24 protein-coding genes and 1 pseudogene are annotated in these 26,633 nt (G+C 40.3%); 12 read left to right on the forward strand and 13 right to left on the reverse strand.

Annotated features, from left to right (window positions below):
• Nucleotides 1-136 precede the first annotated feature (136 nt).
• The 3 genes from ACM0OR_RS19370 to infC form a co-directional block, all read right to left on the reverse strand.
• Entirely contained in the window at nt 137-1,696 is a 1,560-nt protein-coding gene (locus tag ACM0OR_RS19370) for a cation:proton antiporter (protein WP_414578119.1), read from the reverse strand.
• A 77-nt stretch (nt 1,697-1,773) separates the two neighbouring features.
• Entirely contained in the window at nt 1,774-4,803 is a 3,030-nt protein-coding gene (locus tag ACM0OR_RS19375) for an MFS transporter (protein WP_414578120.1), read from the reverse strand.
• Nucleotides 4,804-4,921: 118 nt separating this feature from the next.
• Complete coding sequence (infC, locus tag ACM0OR_RS19380) at nt 4,922-5,455, reverse strand: translation initiation factor IF-3 (protein ID WP_190705740.1); 534 nt, start codon at nt 5,453-5,455, stop codon at nt 4,922-4,924.
• A gap of 510 nt (nt 5,456-5,965) precedes the next feature.
• On the opposite strand from infC, the gene ACM0OR_RS19385 reads away from it, so the two are divergent.
• Nucleotides 5,966-6,880 carry an alpha/beta fold hydrolase gene (locus ACM0OR_RS19385; protein ID WP_414578121.1) on the forward strand — a complete coding sequence of 305 codons (915 nt, stop codon included), beginning with the start codon at nt 5,966-5,968 and terminating at the stop codon, nt 6,878-6,880.
• 10 nt (nt 6,881-6,890) lie between these two features.
• On the opposite strand, the gene ACM0OR_RS19390 is transcribed toward ACM0OR_RS19385, so the two are convergent.
• From ACM0OR_RS19390 to menA, 3 genes are all read right to left on the reverse strand, one after another.
• Nucleotides 6,891-8,261 (reverse strand): 2-succinylbenzoate--CoA ligase, encoded by a 1,371-nt coding sequence (locus tag ACM0OR_RS19390; RefSeq protein WP_414578122.1) that lies wholly within the window; start codon nt 8,259-8,261, stop codon nt 6,891-6,893.
• Nucleotides 8,215-9,246, reverse strand: coding sequence for an o-succinylbenzoate synthase (locus ACM0OR_RS19395; RefSeq protein ID WP_414578123.1), 1,032 nt, complete (start codon nt 9,244-9,246; stop codon nt 8,215-8,217). The genes ACM0OR_RS19390 and ACM0OR_RS19395 overlap by 47 nt, the downstream gene beginning before the upstream one ends.
• A gap of 109 nt (nt 9,247-9,355) precedes the next feature.
• Entirely contained in the window at nt 9,356-10,261 is a 906-nt protein-coding gene (menA, locus tag ACM0OR_RS19400) for a 2-carboxy-1,4-naphthoquinone phytyltransferase (protein WP_414578125.1), read from the reverse strand.
• 406 nt (nt 10,262-10,667) lie between these two features.
• Between menA and ACM0OR_RS19405 the strand changes: the two genes are divergently transcribed.
• Nucleotides 10,668-12,083 carry an isochorismate synthase MenF gene (locus ACM0OR_RS19405; protein ID WP_190705726.1) on the forward strand — a complete coding sequence of 472 codons (1,416 nt, stop codon included), beginning with the start codon at nt 10,668-10,670 and terminating at the stop codon, nt 12,081-12,083.
• Nucleotides 12,084-12,153: 70 nt separating this feature from the next.
• Here the strand turns inward: ACM0OR_RS19405 and ACM0OR_RS19410 are convergent, their stop codons facing one another.
• Nucleotides 12,154-13,461, reverse strand: a complete 1,308-nt coding sequence (locus ACM0OR_RS19410) for a glutamate-5-semialdehyde dehydrogenase (RefSeq protein WP_414578127.1) — start codon at nt 13,459-13,461, stop codon at nt 12,154-12,156.
• Nucleotides 13,462-13,723: 262 nt separating this feature from the next.
• On the opposite strand from ACM0OR_RS19410, the pseudogene ACM0OR_RS19415 reads away from it, so the two are divergent.
• Both ACM0OR_RS19415 and ACM0OR_RS19420 read left to right on the forward strand, forming a co-directional pair.
• Nucleotides 13,724-14,204 (forward strand): annotated as a pseudogene (locus ACM0OR_RS19415) (DUF4351 domain-containing protein).
• 36 nt (nt 14,205-14,240) lie between these two features.
• Nucleotides 14,241-14,378, forward strand: a complete 138-nt coding sequence (locus tag ACM0OR_RS19420; RefSeq protein WP_414578129.1) for a hypothetical protein — start codon at nt 14,241-14,243, stop codon at nt 14,376-14,378.
• Between the two features lie 168 nt (nt 14,379-14,546).
• Here the strand turns inward: ACM0OR_RS19420 and ACM0OR_RS19425 are convergent, their stop codons facing one another.
• Both ACM0OR_RS19425 and ACM0OR_RS19430 read right to left on the reverse strand, forming a co-directional pair.
• Complete coding sequence (locus ACM0OR_RS19425; protein WP_414578131.1) at nt 14,547-15,500, reverse strand: class I SAM-dependent methyltransferase; 954 nt, start codon at nt 15,498-15,500, stop codon at nt 14,547-14,549.
• A 135-nt stretch (nt 15,501-15,635) separates the two neighbouring features.
• Complete coding sequence (locus ACM0OR_RS19430; protein ID WP_190705717.1) at nt 15,636-15,872, reverse strand: hypothetical protein; 237 nt, start codon at nt 15,870-15,872, stop codon at nt 15,636-15,638.
• A 123-nt stretch (nt 15,873-15,995) separates the two neighbouring features.
• Here ACM0OR_RS19430 and ACM0OR_RS19435 point away from each other — a divergent pair, with 123 nt between their 5' ends.
• Nucleotides 15,996-16,235 carry a hypothetical protein gene (locus ACM0OR_RS19435; protein ID WP_190705713.1) on the forward strand — a complete coding sequence of 80 codons (240 nt, stop codon included), beginning with the start codon at nt 15,996-15,998 and terminating at the stop codon, nt 16,233-16,235.
• A 336-nt stretch (nt 16,236-16,571) separates the two neighbouring features.
• On the opposite strand, the gene ACM0OR_RS19440 is transcribed toward ACM0OR_RS19435, so the two are convergent.
• The 3 genes from ACM0OR_RS19440 to ACM0OR_RS19450 form a co-directional block, all read right to left on the reverse strand.
• Entirely contained in the window at nt 16,572-16,949 is a 378-nt protein-coding gene (locus ACM0OR_RS19440) for a hypothetical protein (RefSeq protein ID WP_323265684.1), read from the reverse strand.
• 539 nt (nt 16,950-17,488) lie between these two features.
• Nucleotides 17,489-18,553 carry an NAD(P)/FAD-dependent oxidoreductase gene (locus tag ACM0OR_RS19445; RefSeq protein ID WP_414578133.1) on the reverse strand — a complete coding sequence of 355 codons (1,065 nt, stop codon included), beginning with the start codon at nt 18,551-18,553 and terminating at the stop codon, nt 17,489-17,491.
• Between the two features lie 234 nt (nt 18,554-18,787).
• Nucleotides 18,788-19,375, reverse strand: coding sequence for a hypothetical protein (locus tag ACM0OR_RS19450; protein WP_323265682.1), 588 nt, complete (start codon nt 19,373-19,375; stop codon nt 18,788-18,790).
• Nucleotides 19,376-19,674: 299 nt separating this feature from the next.
• Between ACM0OR_RS19450 and ACM0OR_RS19455 the strand changes: the two genes are divergently transcribed.
• The 6 genes from ACM0OR_RS19455 to ACM0OR_RS19480 all read left to right on the forward strand — a co-directional run bounded on the left by ACM0OR_RS19455 (nt 19,675) and on the right by ACM0OR_RS19480 (nt 24,697).
• Nucleotides 19,675-20,517, forward strand: a complete 843-nt coding sequence (locus ACM0OR_RS19455; protein WP_323265681.1) for a YaaW family protein — start codon at nt 19,675-19,677, stop codon at nt 20,515-20,517.
• Nucleotides 20,499-21,821 (forward strand): O-antigen ligase family protein, encoded by a 1,323-nt coding sequence (locus ACM0OR_RS19460; RefSeq protein WP_414578134.1) that lies wholly within the window; start codon nt 20,499-20,501, stop codon nt 21,819-21,821. Before ACM0OR_RS19455 ends, ACM0OR_RS19460 begins: the two co-directional genes overlap by 19 nt.
• Before the next feature lie 266 nt (nt 21,822-22,087).
• Nucleotides 22,088-22,462 carry a hypothetical protein gene (locus ACM0OR_RS19465; RefSeq protein WP_414578135.1) on the forward strand — a complete coding sequence of 125 codons (375 nt, stop codon included), beginning with the start codon at nt 22,088-22,090 and terminating at the stop codon, nt 22,460-22,462.
• Between the two features lie 220 nt (nt 22,463-22,682).
• Nucleotides 22,683-23,204 carry a Ycf51 family protein gene (locus tag ACM0OR_RS19470; RefSeq protein ID WP_414578136.1) on the forward strand — a complete coding sequence of 174 codons (522 nt, stop codon included), beginning with the start codon at nt 22,683-22,685 and terminating at the stop codon, nt 23,202-23,204.
• A gap of 114 nt (nt 23,205-23,318) precedes the next feature.
• A complete protein-coding gene (gene cynS / locus ACM0OR_RS19475; RefSeq protein ID WP_323265676.1) occupies nt 23,319-23,759 on the forward strand; it encodes a cyanase in 441 nt (146 codons plus the stop codon).
• A gap of 50 nt (nt 23,760-23,809) precedes the next feature.
• Nucleotides 23,810-24,697, forward strand: a complete 888-nt coding sequence (locus ACM0OR_RS19480) for a DNA methyltransferase (protein WP_190705763.1) — start codon at nt 23,810-23,812, stop codon at nt 24,695-24,697.
• A 67-nt stretch (nt 24,698-24,764) separates the two neighbouring features.
• On the opposite strand, the gene ACM0OR_RS19485 is transcribed toward ACM0OR_RS19480, so the two are convergent.
• Nucleotides 24,765-24,977, reverse strand: a complete 213-nt coding sequence (locus ACM0OR_RS19485; RefSeq protein WP_190705761.1) for a hypothetical protein — start codon at nt 24,975-24,977, stop codon at nt 24,765-24,767.
• Between the two features lie 493 nt (nt 24,978-25,470).
• Between ACM0OR_RS19485 and ACM0OR_RS19490 the strand changes: the two genes are divergently transcribed.
• Nucleotides 25,471-26,631 carry an SGNH/GDSL hydrolase family protein gene (locus ACM0OR_RS19490; protein WP_414578137.1) on the forward strand — a complete coding sequence of 387 codons (1,161 nt, stop codon included), beginning with the start codon at nt 25,471-25,473 and terminating at the stop codon, nt 26,629-26,631.
• Nucleotides 26,632-26,633 lie beyond the last annotated feature (2 nt).

Below are 26,633 nucleotides of genomic sequence, written 5' to 3' on the forward strand. Positions count from 1 at the left end.
TGAGTGCTGAGTAGTGAGTAATGAGTAGTGAATGATGAGTGCTGAGTAGTGAGTAGTGAGTAGTGAGTAGTGAGTAGTAAGTGGGACGTTAGCCTGTGCTAAATGTTTAATTCCTCTAGCTATCACCTGTCACCTGTCACCTATCATGCGGCAAAACATTTTCCAGCATGGGTGCTAATTCTTTATTTAACCTACCGGATTTGACAAATTCTGCATAGGTATCTGCCTCAACGGCCAATAGTTTTTCTTGAAACTGTTCAGTGATAAAGTTCTGGATATTGGGGTACTCATCTTGTAATTTGTCAATCTTGGTTTGCATCTGCTCAATCTCACCAGTGATGAGTTTTTCTTGGTAGCGGACAAACTCCGGGTTAATACCAGGATGTTGTTCTGTTTGGAGATATTTCAGAACTCGTTCTAAGGCGATATTACGAGCAACCATTTCTAAATACTGTTCCCGTAGGGGTGCATCGCCTAGCAAATTTAGCTGTTTGACTAATGGCTTGATGGTCAATCCTTGAATGAGTAGGGTAAATAAAACTACTCCAAATACGATCGCAATAATTTTGTCTCGATCTGGTAAAACTGCTGGTACACTCAATGCCAACGCTATGGAAACAGAACCGCGTAACCCACCCCACCACAGAGTAGTTTGTTCGGATAGAGAAATTACTGATTTGGTGATAGTTTGACTGACATAGCTGAGAATGTAAATTGCTACAGCTCGCATTAAAATCATGGCAGCAACTGTCACACCGATGATTTGTAGGTTTTCTCCGAGACTGGCAAAGCGCATTTGGTCGCCAATCAGCAAAAAGACGATGGAATTAACGAAAAAGGCTAAAAATTCCCAAAACTCGGACACAATAATCCGGGTGCGGGGATTCATGCCGATGCGTGAACCAAAGTTACCTAAAATTAAGCCTGTGGTGACAACTCCAATCACCCCAGAACCACCCAAGTCTTCAGTAATTAGGTAAGTACCATAGGCGGACACCAAGGTTAGAGATTGTTCGACCATTGGTAAATCGAAGCGTTGGGTGAGGTAGGAAATACCAAAACCAATTAAACCACCCACGGCTAAACCAATACCAACGACTTGAAATAACTCCAACAAAACAGGCTGTAGTCCTAATTCGGCATTTCCTAAAGGCAAGGCTACCAAAAAACCAAAGGCAACTACTGCCATGCCATCATTAAATAAGCTTTCACCTTCCATGAGGGTAACGAGGCGGTTGCTTACGCCTAATTCTCGAAATAAAGCCGTTACAGAAACAGGATCAGTAGCAGAAAGACTCGCAGCAATGAGCAAAGCTGTGGTGAGAGATAATCCAGCTAGTTGATTGAGTCCAATTGCTACCCCCGCAATGGAAATTACCACCCCCAACACCGCATACAGACAAATGGGGATAAATTCTTGCTTCAAGTCTGACCATTTCAGATTCCATGCAGCTTCAAATAAGAGGGGTGGTAAAAAAATGAACAGAATTAAGGCTGGAGAAAGAATAACTAGGCGGACATCAACCACCGCCAAACCTAAGCCTACAATGACTAAAAGTAAGGTGTAGGGTATCTGGCGAAACCAGTTAAATATCTGTGGTAGGGTTGCCACCCCTAAAGATACCGACAGCACTAGAAGAAACTGCTTGAGATTAGAGGCGATCGCTTCCTCTCCAATTGCTGATTCAATTACCATAGGGAAATTTCTGGTAGGATTCTACACTTCTTATCATCTGAACATTTTTACCAGATTGTTGCAAAAAAAGTTAGTGATTAAACATTGATTTTTTTAAGTTCTTGGGGATGTTCACTAGAGTTTTTCTTGATTAACTCTTGAACTTGATTGGCTACAAGTGGGTGTGAATCTTGTTGTAGTTTGGGCAATAGTTCTAAGAGGACGCGCTGGGATACTACGCTTAAATAAGCGATCGCAGCTTCTCTGACAAAGCCAGTAGGATGGCGCAAAGCTAGTAAAATTTCATTAATTGTCAGGCGAATGCGGTTGACTTGAGCAAAATGAAAACAGCAAGCCAAGCACCAATCTGAGAAAAAATTCCCTAAAGTCAGCATCCGGCGCAGTCTTTCACTGGCTGTAAACGGTTGATATTCCATAAATCCTGCTTCTACTAGATAAGGGAGTTTTTCTTGGGGCGATCGCTTATCTAAAATATTCAACAGCAATGATTTGGTGGGTAAATTCACTGTATGCTCTAATATCTCTAACCCCCGTGCTAAGTTAACTCCTGACTCAGACCTTAAATTAAAAGCCGCCGCCTGCATTTTTTCTGGGGAGTATAATAGCCGCAATAACAGCAGCAATCTCTCTCTAATATCCCATTCCATTTCTTCTAAAGCCCGTTGTAATAGTTCGTATACAATCACAACTCGCTCTTGTGTTTGATAACTTTCTAAAGTTTGTTGTGGTTGTAAGTCTATGTACGCCGCGTAAATTTCACCTAAAAATTTTAATTCTTGATTAATTAAAGTTTCTACTCGACTGTGCTGGAATCTATCGACTAAATTAGTAATTTCTGATTGTTTTTGGATTTTTAACAAACTACGAAGAATATGATACCTAGTCCCACCCCAGGAAGATTCTAAATGTAACCATAAAGTGTCTAGTGCTTCTAGGGTGGAAATGTGCGCTATAGTCCGCCAAGCATACATCCGCAATACTTCTGGTTTGTAAACATTGGTGGCTAATTGCAACAGCATCTCCAATGCTTCATTCTCCATTTTGACTAAGGCACGCATCGCAGTTTCACGGGTGGATTTATAGTAAAGTGCTTTTAAAAGTGCAGGATAATATTCCTCCATTCTGTTTTTTGCCACCATTTCTAAAACAGCGCAACGTACCCGTAGGGATTCATCCTGTAACAGATTGGGTATGTGAATCCGCAAGGCTTGTAAATACACTGCTTCTCTTAAAGCTTTGACTCCATTCATCCGTTCTAGTTCTTGCTTATGAGTCAGCATCCAACGTAAGGTTTTGGTAGCTGCTAATGTTTGCATCGGTGTTCCTTGACGGAGCAGCAAAGCAGCCGCAGTTCCACGGATGAGTGAATGCTGTTGCGGGTGGAGGTATTCTTCTAGGAGACTGAGATTGGGATGAGCTTCCGCTAGCCAGACATAACGTAACGCCAAAGCGAAAACTTCTAGATTGACAACACTAGGGGGTCGTTCTAGCAACCAGCGCACTTCTGAGATATATTCAGGTTTTGCACCTACTGCTAGCATCACCTCTAAACTGCGATACTGTAAGTCTGGGGAGAGTTTGAATAATAATCCTGCTAAAATTTCAGCTGCTCCGTGGGGATCAATTTGGGCTAACAGGTCAATACAAGAATGTTTATCGGCGGCGTTACCTGTTTCTTCTAAAGCTTTGACTACTGCTTGCTTAAAGGCGCGTAATCCCACCTTAGAAGCACTCAGTTCACCGCGTTCCGCACTCAATACCAACAAATCTACATAGCGCGATCGCAATACCCAAACTACTCGTAAGCAAGCAACTGCGACAATGGCTGTCTCGGCAATAAATATCCATTTTTGGACGGGTGCGGCGACAAAATTTCCCCCAATCACCAAAGTCAAAAATATTACTAATCCAGTCAAACCTGTAGCGATCGCTTCGGCTGAACCTCCAGATAAAGCCTGCATTCGGCTGCGAATACGTTCGGGTATGGGTTGGTATAATACCGGGCCACTACTGACAACAAAGGTATAACGTAGCAGTTCATCTGTAAATTTCAGCCCTACTAGTCCCCAGAAAAAAGCGACGGATTGCATTCCCGGTAATATATTCAGTACCGCAATCAGTCCTGGGACAACAAAGCCTACAGCCACAGGTAACAGGGCTGCACTAAAAAACACCCCAAAGCGTTCAATGAGGCGACTAGAGAAAAACCACTGAGTGGCTAACTCACAAAGTCCGACAATACCACCAAATAAGCCTAAAAAGCCCGCTAATTCTTTGTCACCCAAGTTTAACTTCAGTTCTTGCAGGTATTGAAAATCGATTAATAAGCCAATGACTTGCAAAAGACCAACAAAGGCAAATAACTGTAATATGTAACGCTTGAGTGGGGCTTCGAGGCGGCGGTGTCGAGAGGCTTCTTCTTGGGGAAGTATGCGCTGTGGCGCATCGGGAAAAGCATCTCGGTACTGATAGGTTAAATAAGCCAGAATTGCCGATCCTAAGAACATCACCCCACAGGCGATGATAATCACACGATTGAGTCGGGCAAATTGCAGCAACCAAGGTAAGCTAAAGCCACTAATTACATCTGCTACTAGTACACCACTGCTAACTATGGGGTAGGTGCGTTTAATTTCACGAATATTAAATAGTTGGTTGGCGACAATAGAAGTATTGAGGTCATTGACTACATATAAAGAATCTACCCATAGCCGCAATAGAAACACCAGAATCACAGCTAGGTAGGAAATATGTAGTTTCCAGTGTAGTAATACTAGCAAGATTAACGGTGTCACCATACAAGGTGCGATCGCCACCACTACCCAGCGTAACGGAAAAATCTTTTGCAACCAAGAATATAAAAAAACTAGTGCGACACCCATAAAAGCACTAGCTATATACATCCAAGGTAATGGCCCAACCCCGTATTCATCTAAAAACAGTGCGACTGTACTATCTTCTGCCCATCGTAACCCTATAGATACAGTTGTATAAAAGGCAAACATCATCCAAGTCCGTCTGCCTTCTTCTGGTCGTAGATTCACCCATTTTAATAGTTGTGCTAGCAAATTATTCTTTGCAGCCAACGAATGATTTTTCAATTCCATTAAAAATGGCAAAAGTCCTGAACAACTGAGTATTATGTTTCCCACTCAGAGTTCAGGACTATCAGATTTAATATTTTCAGTAGTAAATTACTTGACTGAACTTACTCAGCACTGTTAATTATTTTTTAGGCGAAATCAGCATCATCATGTTGCGCCCTTCTTTTTTAGGTGCTTGTTGTACTTCACCAAATGGCTCTAAATCCGTAGCCATCCGCTTGAGTAAGGTTTCTGCTAAGTCACTGTGTTGAATCTCTCGCCCCCGGAACATCACAGTCGCCTTGACTTTATCTCCATCTTTCAAGAAGCGTTCTGCTTGTTTAACACGCACGTTATAGTCATGTTCTTCTATCTTGTAGCGCATCTTGACTTCTTTAACATCGGCTGTATGCTGCTTTTTCCGGGCTTCCCGCGCTTTCTTCTCCTGCTCAAATTTATATTTCCCATAGTCCATAATCCGACATACTGGCGGGTCGGCCTTGTCACTGAGCAGCACTAGATCCAGCTCCTTGTCTTCTGCTAGTTGCAGAGCTTCCTGGGGAGTCAGAATTCCTAGCTGAGAGCCGTCAGTGTCAATGACTCGAATTTTGGGGAAGCGAATTCTTTCGTTAATTTGGGGCAGATCGCGAGTTCTTTTTTTCTCAATCACAGGCATTATAATTAACGGGATTCCTTTGTGAAGAATGTGGTTTGGGCTGGATTAGCTGGATTTTGCTTGGTTGTGGCTCATAAGCACAACACTAAAATAACCAAGGACTTCATCAGAAGTCTATAGTTGTGGGTTAGCTAGTCCACAGAGTAACTTGCTTGTCTCTGTATTTGCTATTCTACTCACTCTCAGAGAATTTCTCTGCAATAGTTAATTTAAATCACACAACCTAGAGAAACATTAAATATTGTAACAATTATTTTTCAATTTGTTTACCTGTAAACGCTGAGTGTATATTCCCCAAATAGAGAAATTACATACCATCTCCAGATTTTATTTATCAATTATAAGTAATAAATTATACAAGCAAATAGTCATTAGGCATAGAAAAATTTTTTTCTGCTTGTCTCCCTTGTCGCTCCTAAATCTCTGCTCTAGCCTTTAACATGGAAGTTAACAGACAGCAATGTCTAAGAAACGGGTTAATTTTGAATTTTCAATTCGGAGCGTAGCGACGTGACGATCGCAATAAACTGGCAACAAAGAGTTGGGAATCAAAGAGATTGGGTATGGCGTGGTTGGCAAATTCGTTATACTTATATTCGCGCCAGTCAAAATCACCAAAAAACAACACCTCTGATTTTATTACACGGTTTTGGTGCTTCTATCGGTCATTGGCGACATAACTTAGAAGCTTTAAGCGAATATCACACAGTCTATGCTCTCGATATGCTCGGTTTTGGGGGTTCAGAAAAAGCTCCTGCCAACTATAGTATAGAACTATGGGTAGAGCAGGTATATGAATTTTGGCAAGCTTTTATCCGTCAACCAGTTGTCTTGGTGGGCAATTCCAATGGTTCTCTAGTTTCGTTAGCCGCCGCCGCAGCTCATCCAGATATGGTAAAAGGGATTGTGATGATGAGTTTACCTGACCCATCATTAGAGCAAGAAGCTATTCCGCCTATTCTGCGCCCTTTAGTGAAGACAATTAAAAATATTGTTGCTTCTCCACTCTTTTTAAAGCCTGTATTTTACTTTGTGCGTCAACCAAGTGTATTACGTCGCTGGGCTAGTTTGGCTTATGCTCATCCCGAAGCCATCACTGACGAACTGATAGATATTCTAGCAGGCCCTCCCCAAGATAGGGGTTCAGCCCGTGCTTTTAGTGCATTATTTAAAGCTGCGATCGCAATTAATTTTAGTCCTAGTGTGAAAGCACTGTTACCAAACATAAAAATTCCCATGTTGCTAATTTGGGGACAAAAAGACCGATTTGTCCCGCCTATACTGGCCAGTCGATTTGCTCAGTATAACGAACGGCTACAACTACTTAATTTAGAAGATGTAGGCCATTGTCCCCATGATGAATGTCCAGAGCAAGTAAACCAAGCCATTTTAGATTGGATTAATCAAGCTTCTAACAGTTATTAAATTAAGATTTTCATTTTCCGAGAAATTCTGTAGCTATTTGTTGTAGGTTTTGGCGATTGACTTTACCTTGAGCATTACGAGGTAATGTATCTAGAGAAATCCAGTATTTGGGTATTTTAAATCTGCTGAGTTGATTATCGAGTGCGGCTTTAATTTCCCCAGAAGTAATTTTTGTATTTTTAGGAATATAAATGGCTGTTAATGCTTGTCCCCAATATTGATCAGGTATACCAATTACACACACATCAATAACCATTTGTGTGCTAAATATGGCTGACTCAATCTCTATGGGGTAAATATTTTCTCCACCTGAGATAATTTTATCGCCGTTACGCCCAACAATTTTTAAATAACCTTGTTCATCTAAAAAACCTACATCATCTACAGAAAAATCATCTTGGTTATTCCAGAAAGAGGGGTAATAACCAAGAGCTAAAGATTTAGCTTGAATGGTAATAATACCTCTTTGATTGGCTGATAAAACTTCTCTTTGAGGATTGCAAATTTTTACTTTAGCATGGGGAATAATTTGACCACTGCCAGTTTTACCACTTAAGAAATCATCAGGTTTTAAGGTGACAATTTGAGAAGCTGTTTCTGTCATGCCATAGGTGGGGGATAGACGGATACAATGAAATTTAGCTTTTTCTAATAATTCATCCCCAGCAGGCGCACCACCCAAAAGAACAGTTTTGAATTTAGCTAGCCATGAAGTTAATTCTTGATTTTGGAAAAGTCTTTGTAATTGAGTTGGTACTAAAGATATGAAAAAATCTTGAGGATTAATCTGGTATTTTTGAGCTAATTCTATTGATTTAAATGGCAAAATTACTATTTTACCGCCAGTGATTACAGCACGCATAAACTGCATTAAACCACTAACATGATACAACGGCAAAACACAAACAGAATTTACTTGTTGTAGCTGAAAATATTCTGTAAATCCCTGCACTGATGCGGTGAGAGTTTCCCAAGTGTGCATAGCAAATTTAATCTTTCCCGATGAACCACCAGTGGGAATCATGATGAGAGGGGACTGGGGATTGGGGACTGGGGACTGGGGAAAGTCAGTCTCAAGCCCTATGCCCCAAATAATATCGGGTTGCACTAAGTTAAATACTTGATGCCATTCTTGTTCACCCCAGTCGGGATTACATAAAAATACTTGGCAATTGGCTGCACAGGCGGCGATAAATCCGGCTAAAAATCTGACTGGTTCTCGTTCGGCGAGGATGATTTTTAGGGGTTGAATATCTGTTGATAATTGGGTGAGTTCGGCATATAGTTTGGTGGCAAGTTGCTGAAGTTCTTGGTTGTCATCACCAATTAGCAAATCATGGTGTATTAAGTGATGAAAATAGACTTTGTGGCCAGGTGTCATTTTCTGCTTGGGTAAAAAAGTGATTGATGCCAAAACCAACAGCCCTATCGTGGTGGGATAGTTCTGCTGCTAGTCTGAGTGCAGCTTTTCTGGCGATCGCAGTTTCAAATACTGATGAAAACACTACATCAATTTCATGCTGTTGGCAAAATCTTCTTAAACGCGAGGGTGAACCCGCAATGGCAGGTTTAATTACGAAAATTCCTCGCCAACCTTTTTGATAACACTCTGCAAGTGGCTGGAGTGTGGCGACAGATTCATCTAATGCGATCGCGGTATGATAGCACTGACTCAACGCCAACATCTCGAAAAAATCTGCCACAGGTAGCGGTTGTTCGATAAATTCAATTTTCACAGCCGATTTTGAATTTTCTCGCAGATTATCACAAGTTTGTAACCATAATTGCGCTTGTTCATAGTTCAATCCACCGTTAGCATCTAAGCGCAGTTTGGCGGAATTTGGTAAGGTTTGCGTCAGTAAATCAAATACTTGGAGTTCTTGACTAATATCATTTACGCCAATTTTCCATTTAAACGTGCGATATCCTTGCTGCCAAAGAGTTTGCCATTGATGTACTGCGGCTTCCCCGGCTGGGAGTAAGGCACTGTATTGGGCATTGGTGGAAGTCAAGGTAGAAAGTTCTTTCATTAAGTCCCCATTACCCCTTATCCCCAGAGGGGGCCCCGAGTTCCCCAATCCCTCTAATGCTGACTCAAAGCCAAATTGACACGCAGGTAAATCATCGGGTATCGAGAAAATATTTGCTGCTGTGATTTCTTGGGGGAGTCGGTGACAGAAATCTAAAGCTTGTGCTAGAGTTTCCGAACCAAACCAGCTAATGGGGGCGATTTCTCCCCAGCCGACTTTACCATTGGAATCACGCAACCTGAGAATAATGGCTTCACGAATTTCCCATACACCATGACTGGTAACAAGCGATCGCGCAAATCTTCGGGCGATAGGACGAAACTCAAATTGGTACATAGTAGTCCTGTTGCAAAAGTCCGAAAATGAGATGTTTCGCTTCGCTCAACATGACAGCTTCATGACAACTGCAAATAACCTCCCTTTTGCGCCCTACCCTCTACCTCCTTTACACGCCGGCGATCGCAAATCCGACACCTAATAACAAGCAACTCCAAAAATGCACAGCTACAGCAATGAATTTACAATTACTGACTTTTTCGGGCTGGTTGTGATTTTCTTGGACGTGGCGACACAATTTGAAGGCGTAGGGGAGACTTAGCCAACTTAACAATGTCCATACTGGGAAAATGCCTAATACTACACAGAACAAAGTGAGTGGGTAAATGCTAGCTGTCAACCAAGTGAGGACTTTTGCACCTGTGGCTGTACCTAAACGGACGATAGGCGATCGCTTGCCGGCGGCGATGTCATCTTGAACTTGGTGAAAGTGTGAGCAAAATAAAATTAAACTGGTGACAACGCCAACAATTACTGAGGCGGCTAAACTTGTGACTGACCAAGTTCTCGTTTGGCTGTAGTATGCGGCGGTGATGCCCAAAGGGCCAAAGGCGAAAAAGCAGAGAATTTCACCTAAACCTTGATATCCTAGACGGAAGGGAGGCCCTTGGTACATATAGCCCAAGGCACAGCACAACAGAATGATGCCGATCACTGTCGGGTCTTTTTGCCAGGTGGCGATCGCTAATATCCCTAACAAACCACCAATCAAACACAAATTTCCTAACCAAAATACTAAAGTCTTCTTACCAGTTAGATTCACCAGCGAGTGGTGTTTATTTATATCAATACCTGTTTCTGAATCAAATACATCATTACTGATATTTTCCCACGCCAAAATTAAAATTGCGGCGGCTACAAAAGTAAAAAATACGCCTACATTAAAACTTTTATTTTCCGCAAATGCTACAGATGTGCCAACCCAAATCGGCATAATTGCCACACTGTACATTGGCGGTTTAATTGCCGCCATCCATAATTTAGTCTTGGGACGAGAAATTTGTTTTGTAGTCATCAGTCCTGATTAGTTAAACTACCAAAAATTTACTCATATTTTATTGATGCTGAGTGATGCGTAATATACTTTCTATTTAGTTCAGTGTATTAGTTGAAAGTAAGTTGGATCAATCATCTACACTCACTCAGAACCAGCTAAACGCCGCGCTACCGCTCTAAGCGCAGCTATGCCCGCAGGGCTTTACAGCACTATGTTACAAATTCTTAACCTCCTATGACAAATTTTACACTTTTTTGTTGGCAGCAAAAGATTAAGCCTAGCTTGTCATGGTTTGGAAACACCATAAACAAAGCAAACCATACTCTGGTGAAATGGTGACTGAATATGCTACCTGTAGAAATACGACCATGTTTAATTACACTTTAGGAAGATAACTTAAAAAAAATTTACTATTTCTAGATTTATGACAGTTTCACCATGTCGTAGTAACTTCGTTGTAGAACAAAAAGACCTCTACCAATTTTTGTTAGCTGTTCAAGAAAACTGCCTCAAAAATAATTGTAGGCAAATTGTGAGCATTTCCCTAGCAATTGACTGGGTTGATCCCTTAAGAGTATTAGATAAATTAGCGCAAGCAAATGAAATAAATTTTTACTTTGAGAATAAAGTCAAAGGTGAAGCGATCGCAGCAATCGACGCAGTCAAAAAAATCCAAATTAATGGCAAAGACCGCTTTACTCAAGCTGAATATTTTATTAAATCTAATCTAAAAAATATAATTAATTTTGGTGATACTAGTGAAGCTTTCACTGGAGCGCACTTTTTTTGTTATTTCAGCTTTTTTGATCAAACTCACCAAGTTGATTATCCATTCCCTTCAGCTACAGTTTTTCTACCAAGTTGGCAAGTAGCTGTCAAAAATGAACAATGTATATTAGTAATTAATACTATTATTAATGCCAGTTTTAATATTCAATTATTTTTACAAAAGCTTACCAATAAAATAGAATCTCTTCATTCCTTAAAACGTTATACGCCAAATCCCGATTATTTCCCTGCTATTTTTACGAAAAGACCAGTCAATAATACAGAACATTTCAAGCATTCTGTAGTTTCAGTTTTAGAACAAATTCATTCTAGTCATCTTAGTAAAATTGTCCTAGCAGATGTGTTAGATGTCAACTCCAATCAGAATTTTAGTTTATTTCATTCATTAAATAATCTGCGTAAAACCCATCCAAATTGTTATATTTTCTCTACCAGTAATGATAAAGGACAAAGCTTTATTGGTGCGAGTCCGGAAAGGTTAATTAGTATTCATAATCAGCAATTAATTACTGATGCTTTAGCAGGTTCTGCACCCAGAGGTAAAACCCCTGCGGAAGATGCAGCTAATGCGAATCGCTTACTCAACAGCGAAAAAGAAAGACATGAACATTTACTGGTGATGAATTTTATTACACAACGCCTCACCCAACTAGGATTATTACCCCAAATATTAGCCCCTCGTCTGCGACAATTATCTAATATTCAGCATCTATGGACACCAATTAGTGCGATCGTTCCGGCTAACGTCCATCCATTACAAATTGTTGCCCAATTACACCCCACACCAGCCGTAGCAGGTGCAGCCAGAGATGTTGCTTGTACTGAAATTCGCCGTTATGAAAACTTTGAGAGGGGTTTATATGCTGCGCCTCTGGGTTGGGTAGACTCCCAAGGTAACTGTGAGTTTATTGTGGGGATTCGTTCCGCATTAATTAATGGCGATCGCGCTAGACTTTATGCAGGTGCAGGTATTGTTGCGGGTTCTGATCCTGATCGCGAATTTGCCGAAATTCAACTCAAACTTCAAGCATTGCTAAAAGCATTAGTTTAATTCTCTGTGCCTTTGTGCCTCTGTGGTGAATTATTTTTGAACCACAGAGACACAGAGACACAGAGATGTTTTAAACTAAATCTCTATGGGTAAAGGCTTTAGCATTTGCCCCGGTGTAGGTAGCAACAATATGTCCATCACCAGTCACTTGATATTTATATGTGACTAATCCTTCTAAGCCGACAGGGCCACGAGGCGGCATTTGTTGGGTACTAATCCCGACTTCTGCACCAAAACCATAACGAAAACCATCAGCAAATCGGGTAGAACAATTGTGAAAAACTCCGGCGGAATTGACTAAGCCAAAGAATGTTTCTACTGTCGCTAAATCTTCCGTGACAATCGCATCAGTATGACGAGAACCATATTCGTTAATGTGAGCGATCGCAGTTTCTAAAGAGTCTACTATCTTTACCGCCAAAATCAAATCACTGTATTCTGTTTCCCAATCGGCATCAATAGCAGGCGCAATATCAGGTAATATTTTTAAAGTACCCTCATCACCGCGTAACTCCACATCAACTGCTTGCAATGCTGCGGCGACTTTCGGCAGAAATTCCGGTGCGATCGCTTGATGTACTAATATCGTTTCAATAGCATTACAAGCCGCAGCATATTGGATTTTAGCATCAACAGCAATCTGCACAGCTTTCTTCATATCGGCTGCTTTATCTACATACAGATGACACATCCCATCAGCATGACCAAGTACAGGAATGCGTGTATTTTCTTGGACAAACCTGACAAAAGAATTAGAACCTCTAGGAATAATTAAATCTACATATTTATCTAATTTTAAAAGTTCTAAAGTTTCTTCTCTAGTTGTGAGTAATTGCACCACATCAGGACTAACATCTGTTTGCAATAAACCTTGTTTAATCGCCTTGACTATCGCCTCACAAGAATGTACAGCTTCTTTACCACATTTAAGAATGACACCATTACCTGATTTAATCGCCAAAGAGACAATTTGAATCGCCGCCTCTGGACGCGCTTCAAAAATAATCCCCAACACACCCAAAGGACAAGTTACCCGCTTAAGAACCAAGCCAGTATCGAGTTCTCGGTGAATCTGCACCTGTCCCACAGGATCAGCTAGCTTACCAACATCTCGCACCCCAGCGATCGCATCTCTTAACTTATGTTCATCCAACTGCAACCTTTTATACAGGGGTTTGGCGATACCCGCAGCCGTCGCCGCTTCACAATCAGCAATGTTTGCAGACACAATCTCATCTTTTGCCGATTCTAAAGCTTGGGCAATGGAGGAGATCGCTTGATTTTTCGCCTCAGTCGAGAGAATAGCCAGTTTACTAGCAGCTTGGCGAGTTTGTTGGGCGATCGTAGTCAGGGAAGAAGCAACTTGCAGAGTAGTCATGATTAATCAAAACTGTTATTGATAGCACAAATCTTTAGCTTTTCCCCATCCTATCCTTTTTAATGTAGGGTGCGTCAGTGCGAGAAAACCTGATTACACAACGAGAATATTCATACTGACGCACAAAATTGTTATTTTGGTAATCGCGTTTGTTATTTCAGCGATCGCATTTGCTATTTCACCATATATATATTAGCAGTAGGTTTAGTTTCTGATGCTCACTAAACCTAATTTTTTGTCAGATATCATCTACCAAGAACAAATGATAAATACTAATGAACGCGCAGATTTTGATAGTCCGTGGAAAGAAATTCTCGAAGCATATTTTCCCCAAGCCATGCAATTCTTCTTCCCGGAAACGGCTGCATTAATCGACTGGGAACGTCCCTACGAATTTCTCAACACAGAATTTCAACAAATCGCCCGTGAAGCCGAACAAGGAAAGCGATATGCTGATCAATTAGTCAAAGTTTAGCAAATCCAAGGTGAAGAAATATGGTTATTAATCCACGTTGAGATTCAAGCCCAAAAAGAAGATAAGAGAAGAAGGGAAAGAAGAAGGAAGACAAGAAGGTGAACAGGCGATTATTTTAAAACTACTCAAAAAACGAGTTGGTGAAATTTCACTAGAGCTACAAGAGCGTGTCCAAGCTCTTTCTGTAAACCAATTAGAAAACCTTGGTGAAGCTTTGTTAGATTTTACTAACATGACGGATTTACTTAATTGGTTGCAATCAAATTAATCAACTGAATATCTGTTTCGTCAATGTAATGCAAGTATGCCACAAAAGTTAGCTGAAGTGATTGATTTGGGATTGGTAGAGAAGCCGGAGATTTATTTCAAGAGTGCGGTAGATTTTTCAAATGCCCTGTCGGATAGTTTTAAAAGTTTTGGGCAGAATATAATTCGCTACTAAACAGACATTCGCGTAGCGTCCTGTAGAAAAGTCCGCCTGCGCGGACTAACAGAAATTTCAGGTTTTTAAACCTGGGTCGGCAGATTTCGTCTGTGTAGCCAAGCCACTGCTTTGGGCGGGTTTCCGACTTATAGCAAGTGGCGCGCGATTTATAATCACCTGGCCGAGTTAAAACTGCGGCTTCCTAGAAATAATTGTCCGGTGGCGGGGGTCACTGGGAACTGTCACAGGTTCTAGGAAACCTACTTCTTGCAGTGCTGCCTCAATATCAAAGACGTAATATTGGTCACTCCAAGGCTCAGTGCTTTTCATGAGAGTGAACAAGACAGGGGGTAGATTTTGGATGACAGGCGATCGCGGGTTATTATCTACCAAGGCAATATAACCACCAGGTCTGAGTAACCTTCTAGCCTCCGCGAAGATTTCCCGGCTGGCGTAACTGGGGAGTTCATGGGTGACAAACTGGAGAGTTACCAAATCAAAGGAGTTATCTGGTAAACCCGTATTTTCTGCCCTACCATGAATCCACTCGGCTATCTCACTATTAACATCTCTAGTTCTAGCTACAGCCAACATATGAGGAGACAAATCTAAACCCACTGTGCGAACTGGATATCTTTCCCGGCTTTGATAATAACGATGTAGAGCTAAAGTAGATACGCCTACAGAACAGCCAATATCTAAAATATCTTTGACTGGCTGAGGTGCGTATGTCCCCAAAGCATCATGAAAAGTGCCTCTGAGTCTAGCATGGGCATCTTGCCAAGTCAGGTTTTCTTGTGGCCATACCCGCAACGCCATTGCATAGGTAGCTGATTCCGTTTCAAAAGCAGCATCCCAACACAGATTCCCCTCAGAGTAAGCATGAAAAGGAACTTTGTAATAGTCGGGATATACAACACGCGGGTTCGTCACTGCTGCTAACAGTTGTTGTCCTACCGATGCTTTGAGTGCCTCATAATTTTTACGCCAGGGAATCCCATTTTTTTCAGCCGTTTTGATCAGGACTTGCCTTGCTTGGTGTTTCATCACACCGTAAATTGGTTTGGTCTGAATTAATAAATTAACGAAATTGGAGAGTAAACTTTCACCAGCCCAGTCTGGCTTGCTCTTATTGTTCATCAGCGTAAATGTAGTGAGGCGATAATAGCAACTGCCTATATTGTAGAGTTATCGCAGGGTAAAGAGATATCTATATATGAGGGCGTTGGCGTAACTGTCATCTCTACGAGAGGCTACGCCATCGCTTTACATAACTTAAATCGCAGTTTCGTCGTGTTGACAATCAAAAACCACCACAAAGTGAGCATCAGGGATGAGTTGACGCAAATTTCGCAAATAAACTTCTGCATGAGAACGACTGCGGAAGCTAGCAACAGTCAACCTTCGCATATCAGGTAGTAAACGCGCAATTACCCAAGCATTTAGGAGTTCTCTATTAACAATCTTCAGACCTTTTAATGCAGAATCTTGATAGTTGATATTTTGATTCATGATCCAGCTTTGATATAAATTGTCACAGTACGATTTCGTTTTATACTTGTCGCACCTGATTTTTCCTAATTTGGGGATTTTGCTTATACACTGAATATGTAATTTAAACCTCACACTATTTCTATGAAGCCGCAGCAAGACTACACCACTACAACCCGTCCCGGCGATCATGGCACATATACTGCTACCCATCTACCGTCAATATGTAATTGTCATACCTGGGGAAGAACACCGGATCAAGCCCGTGGTGAACTTATCTACGTTGTAGAAATGATGCAACCAGAATACGAAGAACAAGAACGTTCTTTATTTGAAAACATTGAAACATTCTTTGTAGAAGAAGAACGTCATCAGCTAGGATAAATAGTTTTATCATCTTTTCACTTCTTAGAGTGTAGACGATCGCCTATTTTATAGCTTCAGATACACGAAATCTAGAGTCAGGCAATAATCATTTTTGACATCAGGAATTAAATGAGCAGCGATGCTCCGCACCACTATAGGTGATTGGCTTTGCCAGTACCGTAGGCAATCGCATCTACTTAAATCAGCTATTATTTCATACTTATTCTTAAGCCCTTGCCACGAATTATCTACTTAGTTTATTCTTGGCAAGAGCTTATCTAAAAAACCTGATGGATGCCATTACCCTTCAAAAAAATTAAATTTTGCATCCATGTTCCATTTTTTTGCTCAGTATTAACCAAACCAGTGAGATGGTTCACAGCTAGGCTCAACTGATTTGCAAAGGCGATCGCCAATCCAAGCGGATTTTTCTTGAAAGATAGCGTAAATGCCTTGGTGAATCAAATTTTGGACGTGTAGTTGCTGTTCTAAAGCACTGCGAGGTAACTTTTGATTAACCTGACTTTCTTGATTGCAACTTGACGGGATTAGTTGTAATTCAGATACTGCACTATAAAAGCAAGGAATTCGGTTCAGGACAAAAGCAATTAACTCTTGTCGTAAATCAGGAATTGCAAACGCTTGTTGATAAGGATGATATGAATATGTATCCAAAACATTTTCAATCTCTCCTAGGACTGATTGCTGTGTTAAATTGACTACTGTTTTCATAAGTTTTTAACTCCTTTTTTATCTTTTCATTCACGTAATAGGTGTAGGCAATCAACTATCTTAATAGCCAACTTTTACTGCTAGCTACTGAGATTCCGACCGTAAACGAACTTTTTATTTGAGTAGAATACCACGTACCTGGCTCTACTGTTTTTTTAGGAATTTGATGATTTTGACAGCATAACTACTGATCAAACACTCTAATCAACTAAGTAATGTACTGATATTTCACATTTATATTTTAATTTTTTCAAATTTATGAGATTTTAATAAAAATCTACATAAAACTAATTATAAATAGTTGGGGATCAATATAAAAACGGAGTAAAAACATTAATGACTGTGAACTAATAGTGAAAGTAGACCCCTGATAATTGTGAATATTCTTTATGTAAAATCAGGATCAACATTTGCATATAAACTTGGCAATATCATCTATGGATTTTGTCAAACATCATTATTAGGCTTTAAAAAAATTAGTAAGTCACAATGATGAGACTTACTATATCGAGCAACCAGTCTAACGATAGATGTAATAATTAAGTAAAATCTTTGAAAAAGTTCATATCTGGTAGGGTGAAATTTTCTAAATAATCGTTAATTTCTTGAGATGCACGAAATCCAGACAGCATCGCACCTTCTGCAAGATTGCCACCGCACCAATCTCCACAGCAGATTAAAGGCAAAGCAGACTCAGCGTTGAGAACTTTTTCTGGCCAAGGAATACTAGGAAAGGCATAACGCCAACGATGAACCTGCATCCATTCAGGGGTATGCAGCCAAGGAAGTTTTAATATTGTGGCTGCATATTCCAACATCTGTTTTCCTATAGGTTGTAAGTCCGATGATTCTAGATGCTGTTGAGCAAAACTGGCACTACTTTGCACCACAAATACAGCTTGTGGAGATTGATGACGTTTGCTGCTATCTAAACCAATCCATCCCAAAACAGCATCATCTATAAAGCTGATGGCTTTCCAATCTGGTAGCGGTTGTGATGTAGCAGGATAGCCAGTCATCACACTAATAGATGGATAAAACTCTACCAAACTTAAATTTTCCAGAAATTTTTGATTCAAAATACTCTCACCCAATGGTGCTAGCAGCATCAAAGCTTGGGGTGCAGGAATAGCAATTACTAAAGCTTTAGCTGTTAATTCCTCGCGGCTGGATTCAAGAGTGATCCGCCAATGGTTCTCATTGGTGGGGTTAATAGCTGTAACGCGCTGATTGAGCAAGATATTTAAATCTTGAGCCAGAAATTTAGCGATCGCACTCATCCCCGCAGGCGCAACATAACGAGGACTACGATTTTGAGGTGCAGATACACCAGTATCTGTAGTGAACTCGTAAACTGTATCTGTCCAGACTTCTAAGATATGGCGATCGCATAATAAATCTACGAGACTGGTAAATAATTCACCTTTGGGATTGAGATAACAAGCCCCATGATCTGCTCTAGTTTCATATAACCGACGAGTAGCGAGTCTTCCTCCTAAACCACGAGACTTGTCCACAACCACCACCGAATATCCGGCTCGACTTAACTGCTGGGCGCAGATTAATCCTGACATACCCGCACCAATCACTACAACATCAGTCACGTCGCTTCGCTCCGAATTAAAAATTAAAAATTAAAAATTTGAAAGACTACTAGACAATATTAAACTTTTAGATTGTTCTACAGCACAAAGCAACGCACCAATATCAATAGTGCGTTGCAGCAAACGGGGATATTAGATTGATCAATTACACCAATTTTGCTTAAAAATTCACCAAATCAAAACCATTAAAGGTTTTGCGCTTGGGTTTATTGAATTGGTATAATTGTTCAAGCTCTAGTGGAAACTAAGCTCAAACAAAGAACCACCATGAGCTGTAGGCAGAGAATATGCTATTTGATCTAGTTGAACTTTAGCACCATCTACGTCTAAACTCTTGTAGAATGTGCCTCTATGCTCAGGAGTCAATAGCAATTTAGCAGAATTATATCCAGTGGAAAGTGAAGAGATAAATACCTCTACATATCCCCGCACTTCAAAATTTGCCTTTGCCAATAATCCTTCCTTGAGGATGTTTGGTTGCAGCAGAAATAACCCAGTATCACCAGGTTTAATCGTTCTTGTGAATCTGATTTTGTTAGGAGCAAGATCAGGCTCAAGTTCAGCCAGCATATTAGTCTCATCTACATCCAGGAAAGCAACGAGTTCCTTAATATTCACAGGAGGATTAGAAACTATTGTGAATACAAGGGACACAGTTACCTCAAAGGCATTGAGATTGCTCAAAGTTAAAAAATAACCCTGAATTACAGTGCGGCTGAGTTTTTCAATATCAGCCTTTAAACTTGGTGGTACTTGTACTGGCAGGTTTGCTGCTTTCGGAAACTGCGGTTTAACGAGAAGCTCAAAAGTAGAAACTAACATAAATTTACCTCGATTTGGATTGAAGTTAGAACAACAGTTAAGTGTTTTTCATCACACTTGAGGGTTTGATGTGGTGATTAAATGTGAACCCTGTTGATTTATCAGATTGAGGTGAAAAATTTATGCAAGAAGTTAGAAAAATCTAGGTTTAGTTTGCGGGTATAAAGAGATTTACCGTTAGAATATGCCTAATTTGTCAGCAAAATTCATTAGCACTTGTACAAAAAACTACTATTGACTACCAAAAGCTAATAGTAGAATAGGTTACAGATACGCTGTATGAAAAGGAGGAAGGGAAATTGGATGAGCTGAGGGCGGCGTTAGAGTTAGCAACCGAAGATGAATTGCAAGATTTAACCGCAATTCTGTTTAGCCGTAAGTTTAATCCTTTAGATTATGTTCATACGCCTGAACCCATCGAAGTCCAAAGCCAGAACCACCAAGCTTGGCTAGACTCATTAGAAAGCCGTTTTCGCTTTTTAGCCGCCGATGGGATGACGGTCTTACGGGGACAAACAGACCAGATGACTTATCGTCAAGCACTGATTCAAGTCTGTAAGTATTTAAAAATTCCCTATTCTCAAGATTTAACAACCATTGATTTAGAAGCCGAAGTATTTTTGTATCTGCTGGGACAAGTTTGGAAAAAATTACCAGAAAATGAAAAGCAAAAATTGACTTTTCAATTGCAGAATCAGATGGTGAAGTCAGATATGACAGAACCCTTACCACCTTTATTACAACATGACCCCTTGAGTTTGTTGTTTAAAGGTGGTAGTGCCTTGGCTGTCACATCCATCGTTAAACCATTGCTTTTACAACAAATTGCCCGTCAATTTGCTCTCCACTTTGCAACATATGAAGTAGCCAAAAATGCGGTAGTTGCAGGCTCTCAAGCAGCAAAAACACAGTTTCAAAGTTATGTAACTTTACAAATGGCACGGCGAGGTATGACCTTGAGTGCAGCTCGATATACAGCCGTTCGCGGTATATTCTCCGTCGTGGGGCCAATGATGTGGGCATGGTTTTTTGCAGACTTAGGTTGGAGAATGATTACGACTAATTACGGTCGGATCATCCCCACTGTGTTTGCTTTGGCACAAATTCGGCTCACCCGTAGCGAATGTTGGGAGATAGCTTGAAGTCAGCTGTTTATCATCCCAACCCGAATTTGCAGTTACCTTGGAATTGCCTGCAAATCGGTCTACTAATATTCCCACTAAGTCCCTTTTTGGGATTTGTGGCTATAGCTGTGGCCTCACTGCTTACTTGGATTAAGCAATACCGCACGATTATTCGCATTCCCATTAATCGTGGGTTTGGTGTATTTAGTGTCTTATTGTTTATATCTGCTAGTTTTGCCCTAGATAAAACGGCCGCTTTTGTCGGCTTATTTAATTTATTGCCATTTTTATGGCTATTTTCTGGTTTGACCGCACTAATTCAAAGCATCGCTCAATTAAGACGCATAGCTGAGATTTTTGTGATTGGTTCTGTACCAGTTGTAATTATGGGTTTTGGACAGTTGTTTTTTGGCTGGACATTACAGTTACAGGTTTTGTGGGTTTTAGTCGATGTAGCGATCGCACCCGGCGGAATTCCCCCAGGCCGAATGTCAGCTATTTTCATGCACGCCAATCTTTTTGCGGCATATTTAGCAATTGTCTTTACCCTAGGATTAGGTTTGTGGCTGGAACGGGGACTGGGTATCAGGAATAAACATAAATCCTCACTCCCTAATCTCTACTCCCTACTCCCTATCATTCTAATTGCCGACTTCGCCGCCTTAATTTTGACTAACTCGCGCAATGGATGGGCGATCGCAATTATTGCCTGTTTAGCTTTTGCACTTTATCAAGGTTGGCGGTTGTTGGTAGTTGCTGTGTCTGGAGTCGTTGCTAGTGTTTTGTTGGCAGCTTTTGCTCCTAACCCCATAGCTCAAATCTTCCGCCGCATCGTTCCCTCCTTCTTTTGGGCAAGGTTAAACGATAATTTATATCCAGATAGACCAGTCGCCTTAATGCGAAAAACCCAATGGGAGTTTGCATGGTCTTTGACTCAGCAAGATCCCTGGACAGGATGGGGATTGCGTAATTTTACAGCCCTCTATAAAGCCCACATGAACATTGATTTGGGTCATCCCCATAATTTGTTTTTGATGCTATCTGCGGAAACTGGATTACCAAGCACTTTATTATTTTGTGGCTTACTAGGCTGGATATTGTTTACAGGTATCCAACTTTTACAAAACTCTCACATTCCCAATAAATTAATCTTTTTTAGTTATCTTGTAATTTTTGTGGAATGGTTGCTATTTAACACTGTTGATGTTACTCTTTTCGACTTTAGATTAAATACCATCTCTTGGTTATTGATGGCAGCAATTTGCGGTACTGTATATCACTCCAATCAAGCTCATCATAAACTGACAAGCAATCAAGATTAACTGAATAGTAAGTTTAACCACTAGATGAATTTATTACCGCAGATAATTTTCCGTGGTTACACTGCGGTTATTTATAGGTTGTAGTTCATAAGATGATTACATTCACGTTTGTGACTGTGAGTGTGACTAACCTAAATTAGTCACTGTTGCTGATTGTTGGGAAGGTGTAGGGACAACCCTTTGGGGGTTTTCCTGCATAACGGGCATCTTTTTTAAGATGCCATTTTTTATGTCTATTTTTTGTTAGTTAATCGGCATCTACTTCCATGAAAATCCTCTATTCAAACTTTCTAATATTAAGCATATTTGGGCTAAATTTTGCTATTTCTCCACCAGCTAAAGCTGCCATTAGCTGTGAAAATGATACTATTATTCGTTATTCCAATGGTTCTTTATACACCTGTATTATTAACCAAAATACAACATTACAACTATCTTCAGCTTCAGGAATATCTACTTTCCCATGTAAAGCTGAAAGTTATATATATTTTGATAAAAAAGGTCAATTCCAGCGTTGTCAACTAGCAGAAAATATTCAAATTATAATAGGTGATTCCCTGGAAAAATGTCCGGCAAACTTTTGGATAAATGTTTCCATCTCTGATGCAGGACATCAATCAATTACTTGCCGACAATATTGAAAAAGTAGCAGGGATACTAACACCGCTACGCAAAAGTCAAAATCAAGAGGGTCATCAAATTTGAATTGAGGGATAACCAAGTTTGTAGTATTCGCGTAGCGTCTCGTAGAGAGGACTTTAGTCCTTAGAAAAATCAGGACTAAAGTCCTTACTACGAACCGTCAACGGTAAAATAGGTGTGTCAATCATGAACGGAAAAACACCCAAGTAGCCAATCTGTATGCTTACAACAGCTGAATTTTTTCAATATACTCAATGGTCGGGTATTGCCACGCTGGTATTTGCTGTTTTGGCAATACTCGCTTTTCTGTTTAAATGGGGTATCCGCTTTCGGCTAGTAGGTATAACTGGCTTTATGTTGGTGCTGACTGTTGGTTTATTTTCGCTGTCAATAGTGCCTTTGAGTCGTACCGTGATTCCAGGTTCAGCTAAATACACCCTAGTCTACGATAATGGTTCAAACCAAGCAGTAATCGCCATATCACCCAAACTTTCACCTGACGAAGTAGAAGCTACACTACTTCAAGCTGCGAGTAACCTCTATTCTTTTGGTCGTTCGGGTAGACAGGGAGATAATCAGCTAACAGTTCGGGCGCGTACCATTATCCACCCAGAACCAGGTCTTTCTATACCACTTTACCTGGGTGACGTGAAGCGATCGCTCGCTAATCGTGAAGATCAAGATTTGACAGTCACAATATATTCAGAAAAGTTTGCTCAACTGCCAAAATCTCATGCTTAACTACCAATAGGATCATTGGGAGAATTGACACTCGCGCCCTTTTGCGAATCTGCTTTTCTCCCAACCGGATAAAATGGTAAAATTTCTTCTGGCAAAGTTAATTCACTCAATCAGATGTCTCTCCCCGAAATTACGGAAATTTTACTCGAAGCGAAGAAAGAGAAAGGACTCAGTTTTGCAGATTTAGAAAAAATTCTCGGACGGGATGAAGTATGGATTGCTGCTGTATTCTACCGTCAAGCTAGTGCTTCTGAGGAAGAGGCTAGGTTATTGGTAGACACATTAGATTTAGCCCCTATCTATATTCAAGATTTGACTGCATACCCAGTCAAGGGTTTGGGGCCTGTTGTTCCTACTGATCCACTGATTTACCGCTTCTATGAGATTATGCAAGTCTACGGCTTTCCAATTAAGGAAGTCATTCAAGAAAAGTTTGGCGATGGAATTATGAGTGCGATTGACTTCACCTTAGATGTGGAAAAAGAAGTAGACCCCAAAGGCGATCGCGTTAAAATCACTATGTCCGGTAAATTTTTACCTTACAAAAAATGGTAGTCTTTCAGCCATAAAGACTCTTTAAACTCTGCTTCACCTTACAGCCAACAATAACCACAACAATCATCAACCTTACACCTTATTACACGCAACAGCACGGGAAAGCATATTTAGGTGACAGTCTGGAGATTATTACCAGCATCCCAGACAACAGTGTTAACTTAATCCTGACTTCACCACCATTTGCTTTAACGCGCAAAAAAGAATACGGTAACGAAAGTTCAGAAAAATATATCGAGTGGTTTTTACCCTTCGCCTACGAATTTAAAAGAGTCTTAGCGGAAAATGGCTCATTTGTTTTAGATTTAGGCGGTGCTTATCTTCCTGGTAATCCTATACGGAGTATCTACCAGTATGAACTATTAGTCAAACTCTGCAAAGAAGTCGGCTTTTTTCTGGCGCAAGAACTATATCATTATAATCCAGCACGACTACCTACCCCAGCCGAATGGGTAACAATCAGAAGAATTCGTGTCAAAGATGCAGTAAATATAGTTTGGTGGTTGTCAAAAATACCCAACCCCAAAGCAGATAATAGAAAAATTTTAAAGCCATATAGCCAGAGTATGAAACGCTTACTAAAAAATGGCTATAAACCTCAAATTCGTCCTAGTGGACATGATATTTCTGATAAATTTCAAAAAGATAACCAAGGCGCAATTCCGCCAAATTTGCTAGAAATTGCGAACACTGAATCTAACAGTGCTTATTTACGACGCTGCAAAGCAGCCGGGATTAGACCTCATCCAGCAAGATTCCCGCAAGGATTCGCTGAATTCTTCATCAAGTTTTTGACTGATGAAGGTGATATAGTCCTAGATCCCTTTGCAGGTTCTAACACTACTGGTTTTGTTGCTGAAACTTTGCAGCGTCGATGGATTTCATGTGAAATTAATGAGGATTATGTTATGGGAAGTCGTTATCGATTTGATGATTAGTTAATAGTCACTAGGAAATAGAGTTGATTGACTGTGAAATTTAGACTATTAACTCCAAAAAGCAGATTCAGATTTCACCATTTACTTGCATCTGATGAACTTGATCTGCTAATTCTTGACGACTTTGATCATCAAGCTTATCTATCGCTAACATTCCCATGAGAATTACCTCTTTTAGCGTTAAACGGGTCGAATGTGCTTGTTTTTGCACCGTTTCTTTAATGATTGGACTGACTCCAATTGCTGTACTAGCTCTAGCCACAAAATTACAGGGAAAAATCAGTTACTTCGCCTAAATTTTAGCACTTCTTACTAGCTTATTCATAAATAGAATTGAATTTAAATGTATCAGAACACATAAATAAATGTTTTAATGTAGAAAAAACAGTACATAGTAACATTTATCACTTGAGAAAGCAGTAATTATTCTAAAAAATATTATGGCAAGTATTTATACTGCTATTGATTGCTATCAATACCATTTCCTTAATCTAATATATGGGACTCCTATTTAATTTTTCAGAAAATTCAGCATACCTCATAATCTCTTCTTACGTGACCCCTGTCCCCTGTCCCCTATGCCTATCTCGTTCATATACTAGAAAAAGATATGCTTTAAAGAATTTGTAAATTGTCAAAGATAATATTGTTAACCCAGTTTACAGAAATATACGTTGTACATAAGAATGATATTTTAACCACCGTAAATTTTCCTGAATACGGACAACTAACGCTGTCAACAGGAAAAGCAGTAATTAGAGGAGAAAAACGCGATGAGGGATTCTTATCTGTTGGCAGCAGGCTTGTTAACAGGATTGGCAATACCAGCATCAGCTATTCCAGAGATGTCAATTTTATTGCCAGAAAAGCATAGCTCTCAGTGGAATGCAAAACAAGACTCGCAGACAATAGCAGATGAAAAACATCTCCTCAAGCGTGACATATCAACACCAGAATTTAGTAGCCAAGTGTCGCAGCCTGGAGAAAATCTACACCCACCATTAGAGAAAAAGTTTTTTCTAGAGCAGCTTAACCTTTTTTTACCAGAATTAAGTAGCCAACTTTTAGCATCTTCAGAGGCTTCAGAACCAAGGGCGAGTGAAAAAAAACTTTCTACTGGGGATGTTACCTCACCGCAATTTACCAATCAAGAAGTACCAATATCAATAGAGTCATTATTCAATCCTAGTAATCAGCCGACAGATGCGCTACTAACTTCTGGCAATCAACTGTACTATCAAAGATTAGCAGCACTAAAAACAGGTCAGATTTACACCCGTGCAGATATTGATAACTTCCAAGGATTAGGGGAGTCAAGGGGAAAACAGCAACTGACTTATGAAGACTGGAAAAGTTTATTAGCTTTAGAAGCAAAAGCGATCGCCCAAGGTCAAGGTAAAAACCGTCTTAGTATCTTAGTTGGTGATTCCTTAAGTCTGTGGTTTCCTAGACAAAACCTGCCTACGGGTAAATTATGGCTGAATCAGGGCATATCTGGAGATACATCTGGTGGTATGGCGACACGATTAGCCACCTTTGCACAAACCCGTCCTGATGCAATCTACATCATGGCTGGGATTAATGACTTAAGAAAAGGTACGAGTGACGAAACCATCTTGCGAAATCACCGCCGGATGATGCGTAGCTTACGGAAAAATCACCCCAAAGCGCAAATCTTTGTTCAATCCATCCTACCAGCTCATGTAGCCACAATTTCTAATAGCCGTATTCGTCATCTCAACACCAGAATTGCTCAGATTGCCAAACAAGAAGGAGTTAATTACTTAAATATTCATAATTGGTTTACAGATGCTGATGGCAATTTGCGTTCAGATTTAACCACAGATGGAATACATCTGTCACCCGATGGTTATGATATTTGGCGATTTGCTCTCCAGCAAGTAGAATTCAAACTTTCTCAAACTAGAAATTGAGC

The organism is Anabaena sp. CCY 9402-a, assembly GCF_963920945.1.
GTDB lineage: Bacteria > Cyanobacteriota > Cyanobacteriia > Cyanobacteriales > Nostocaceae > Trichormus > Trichormus minutissimus.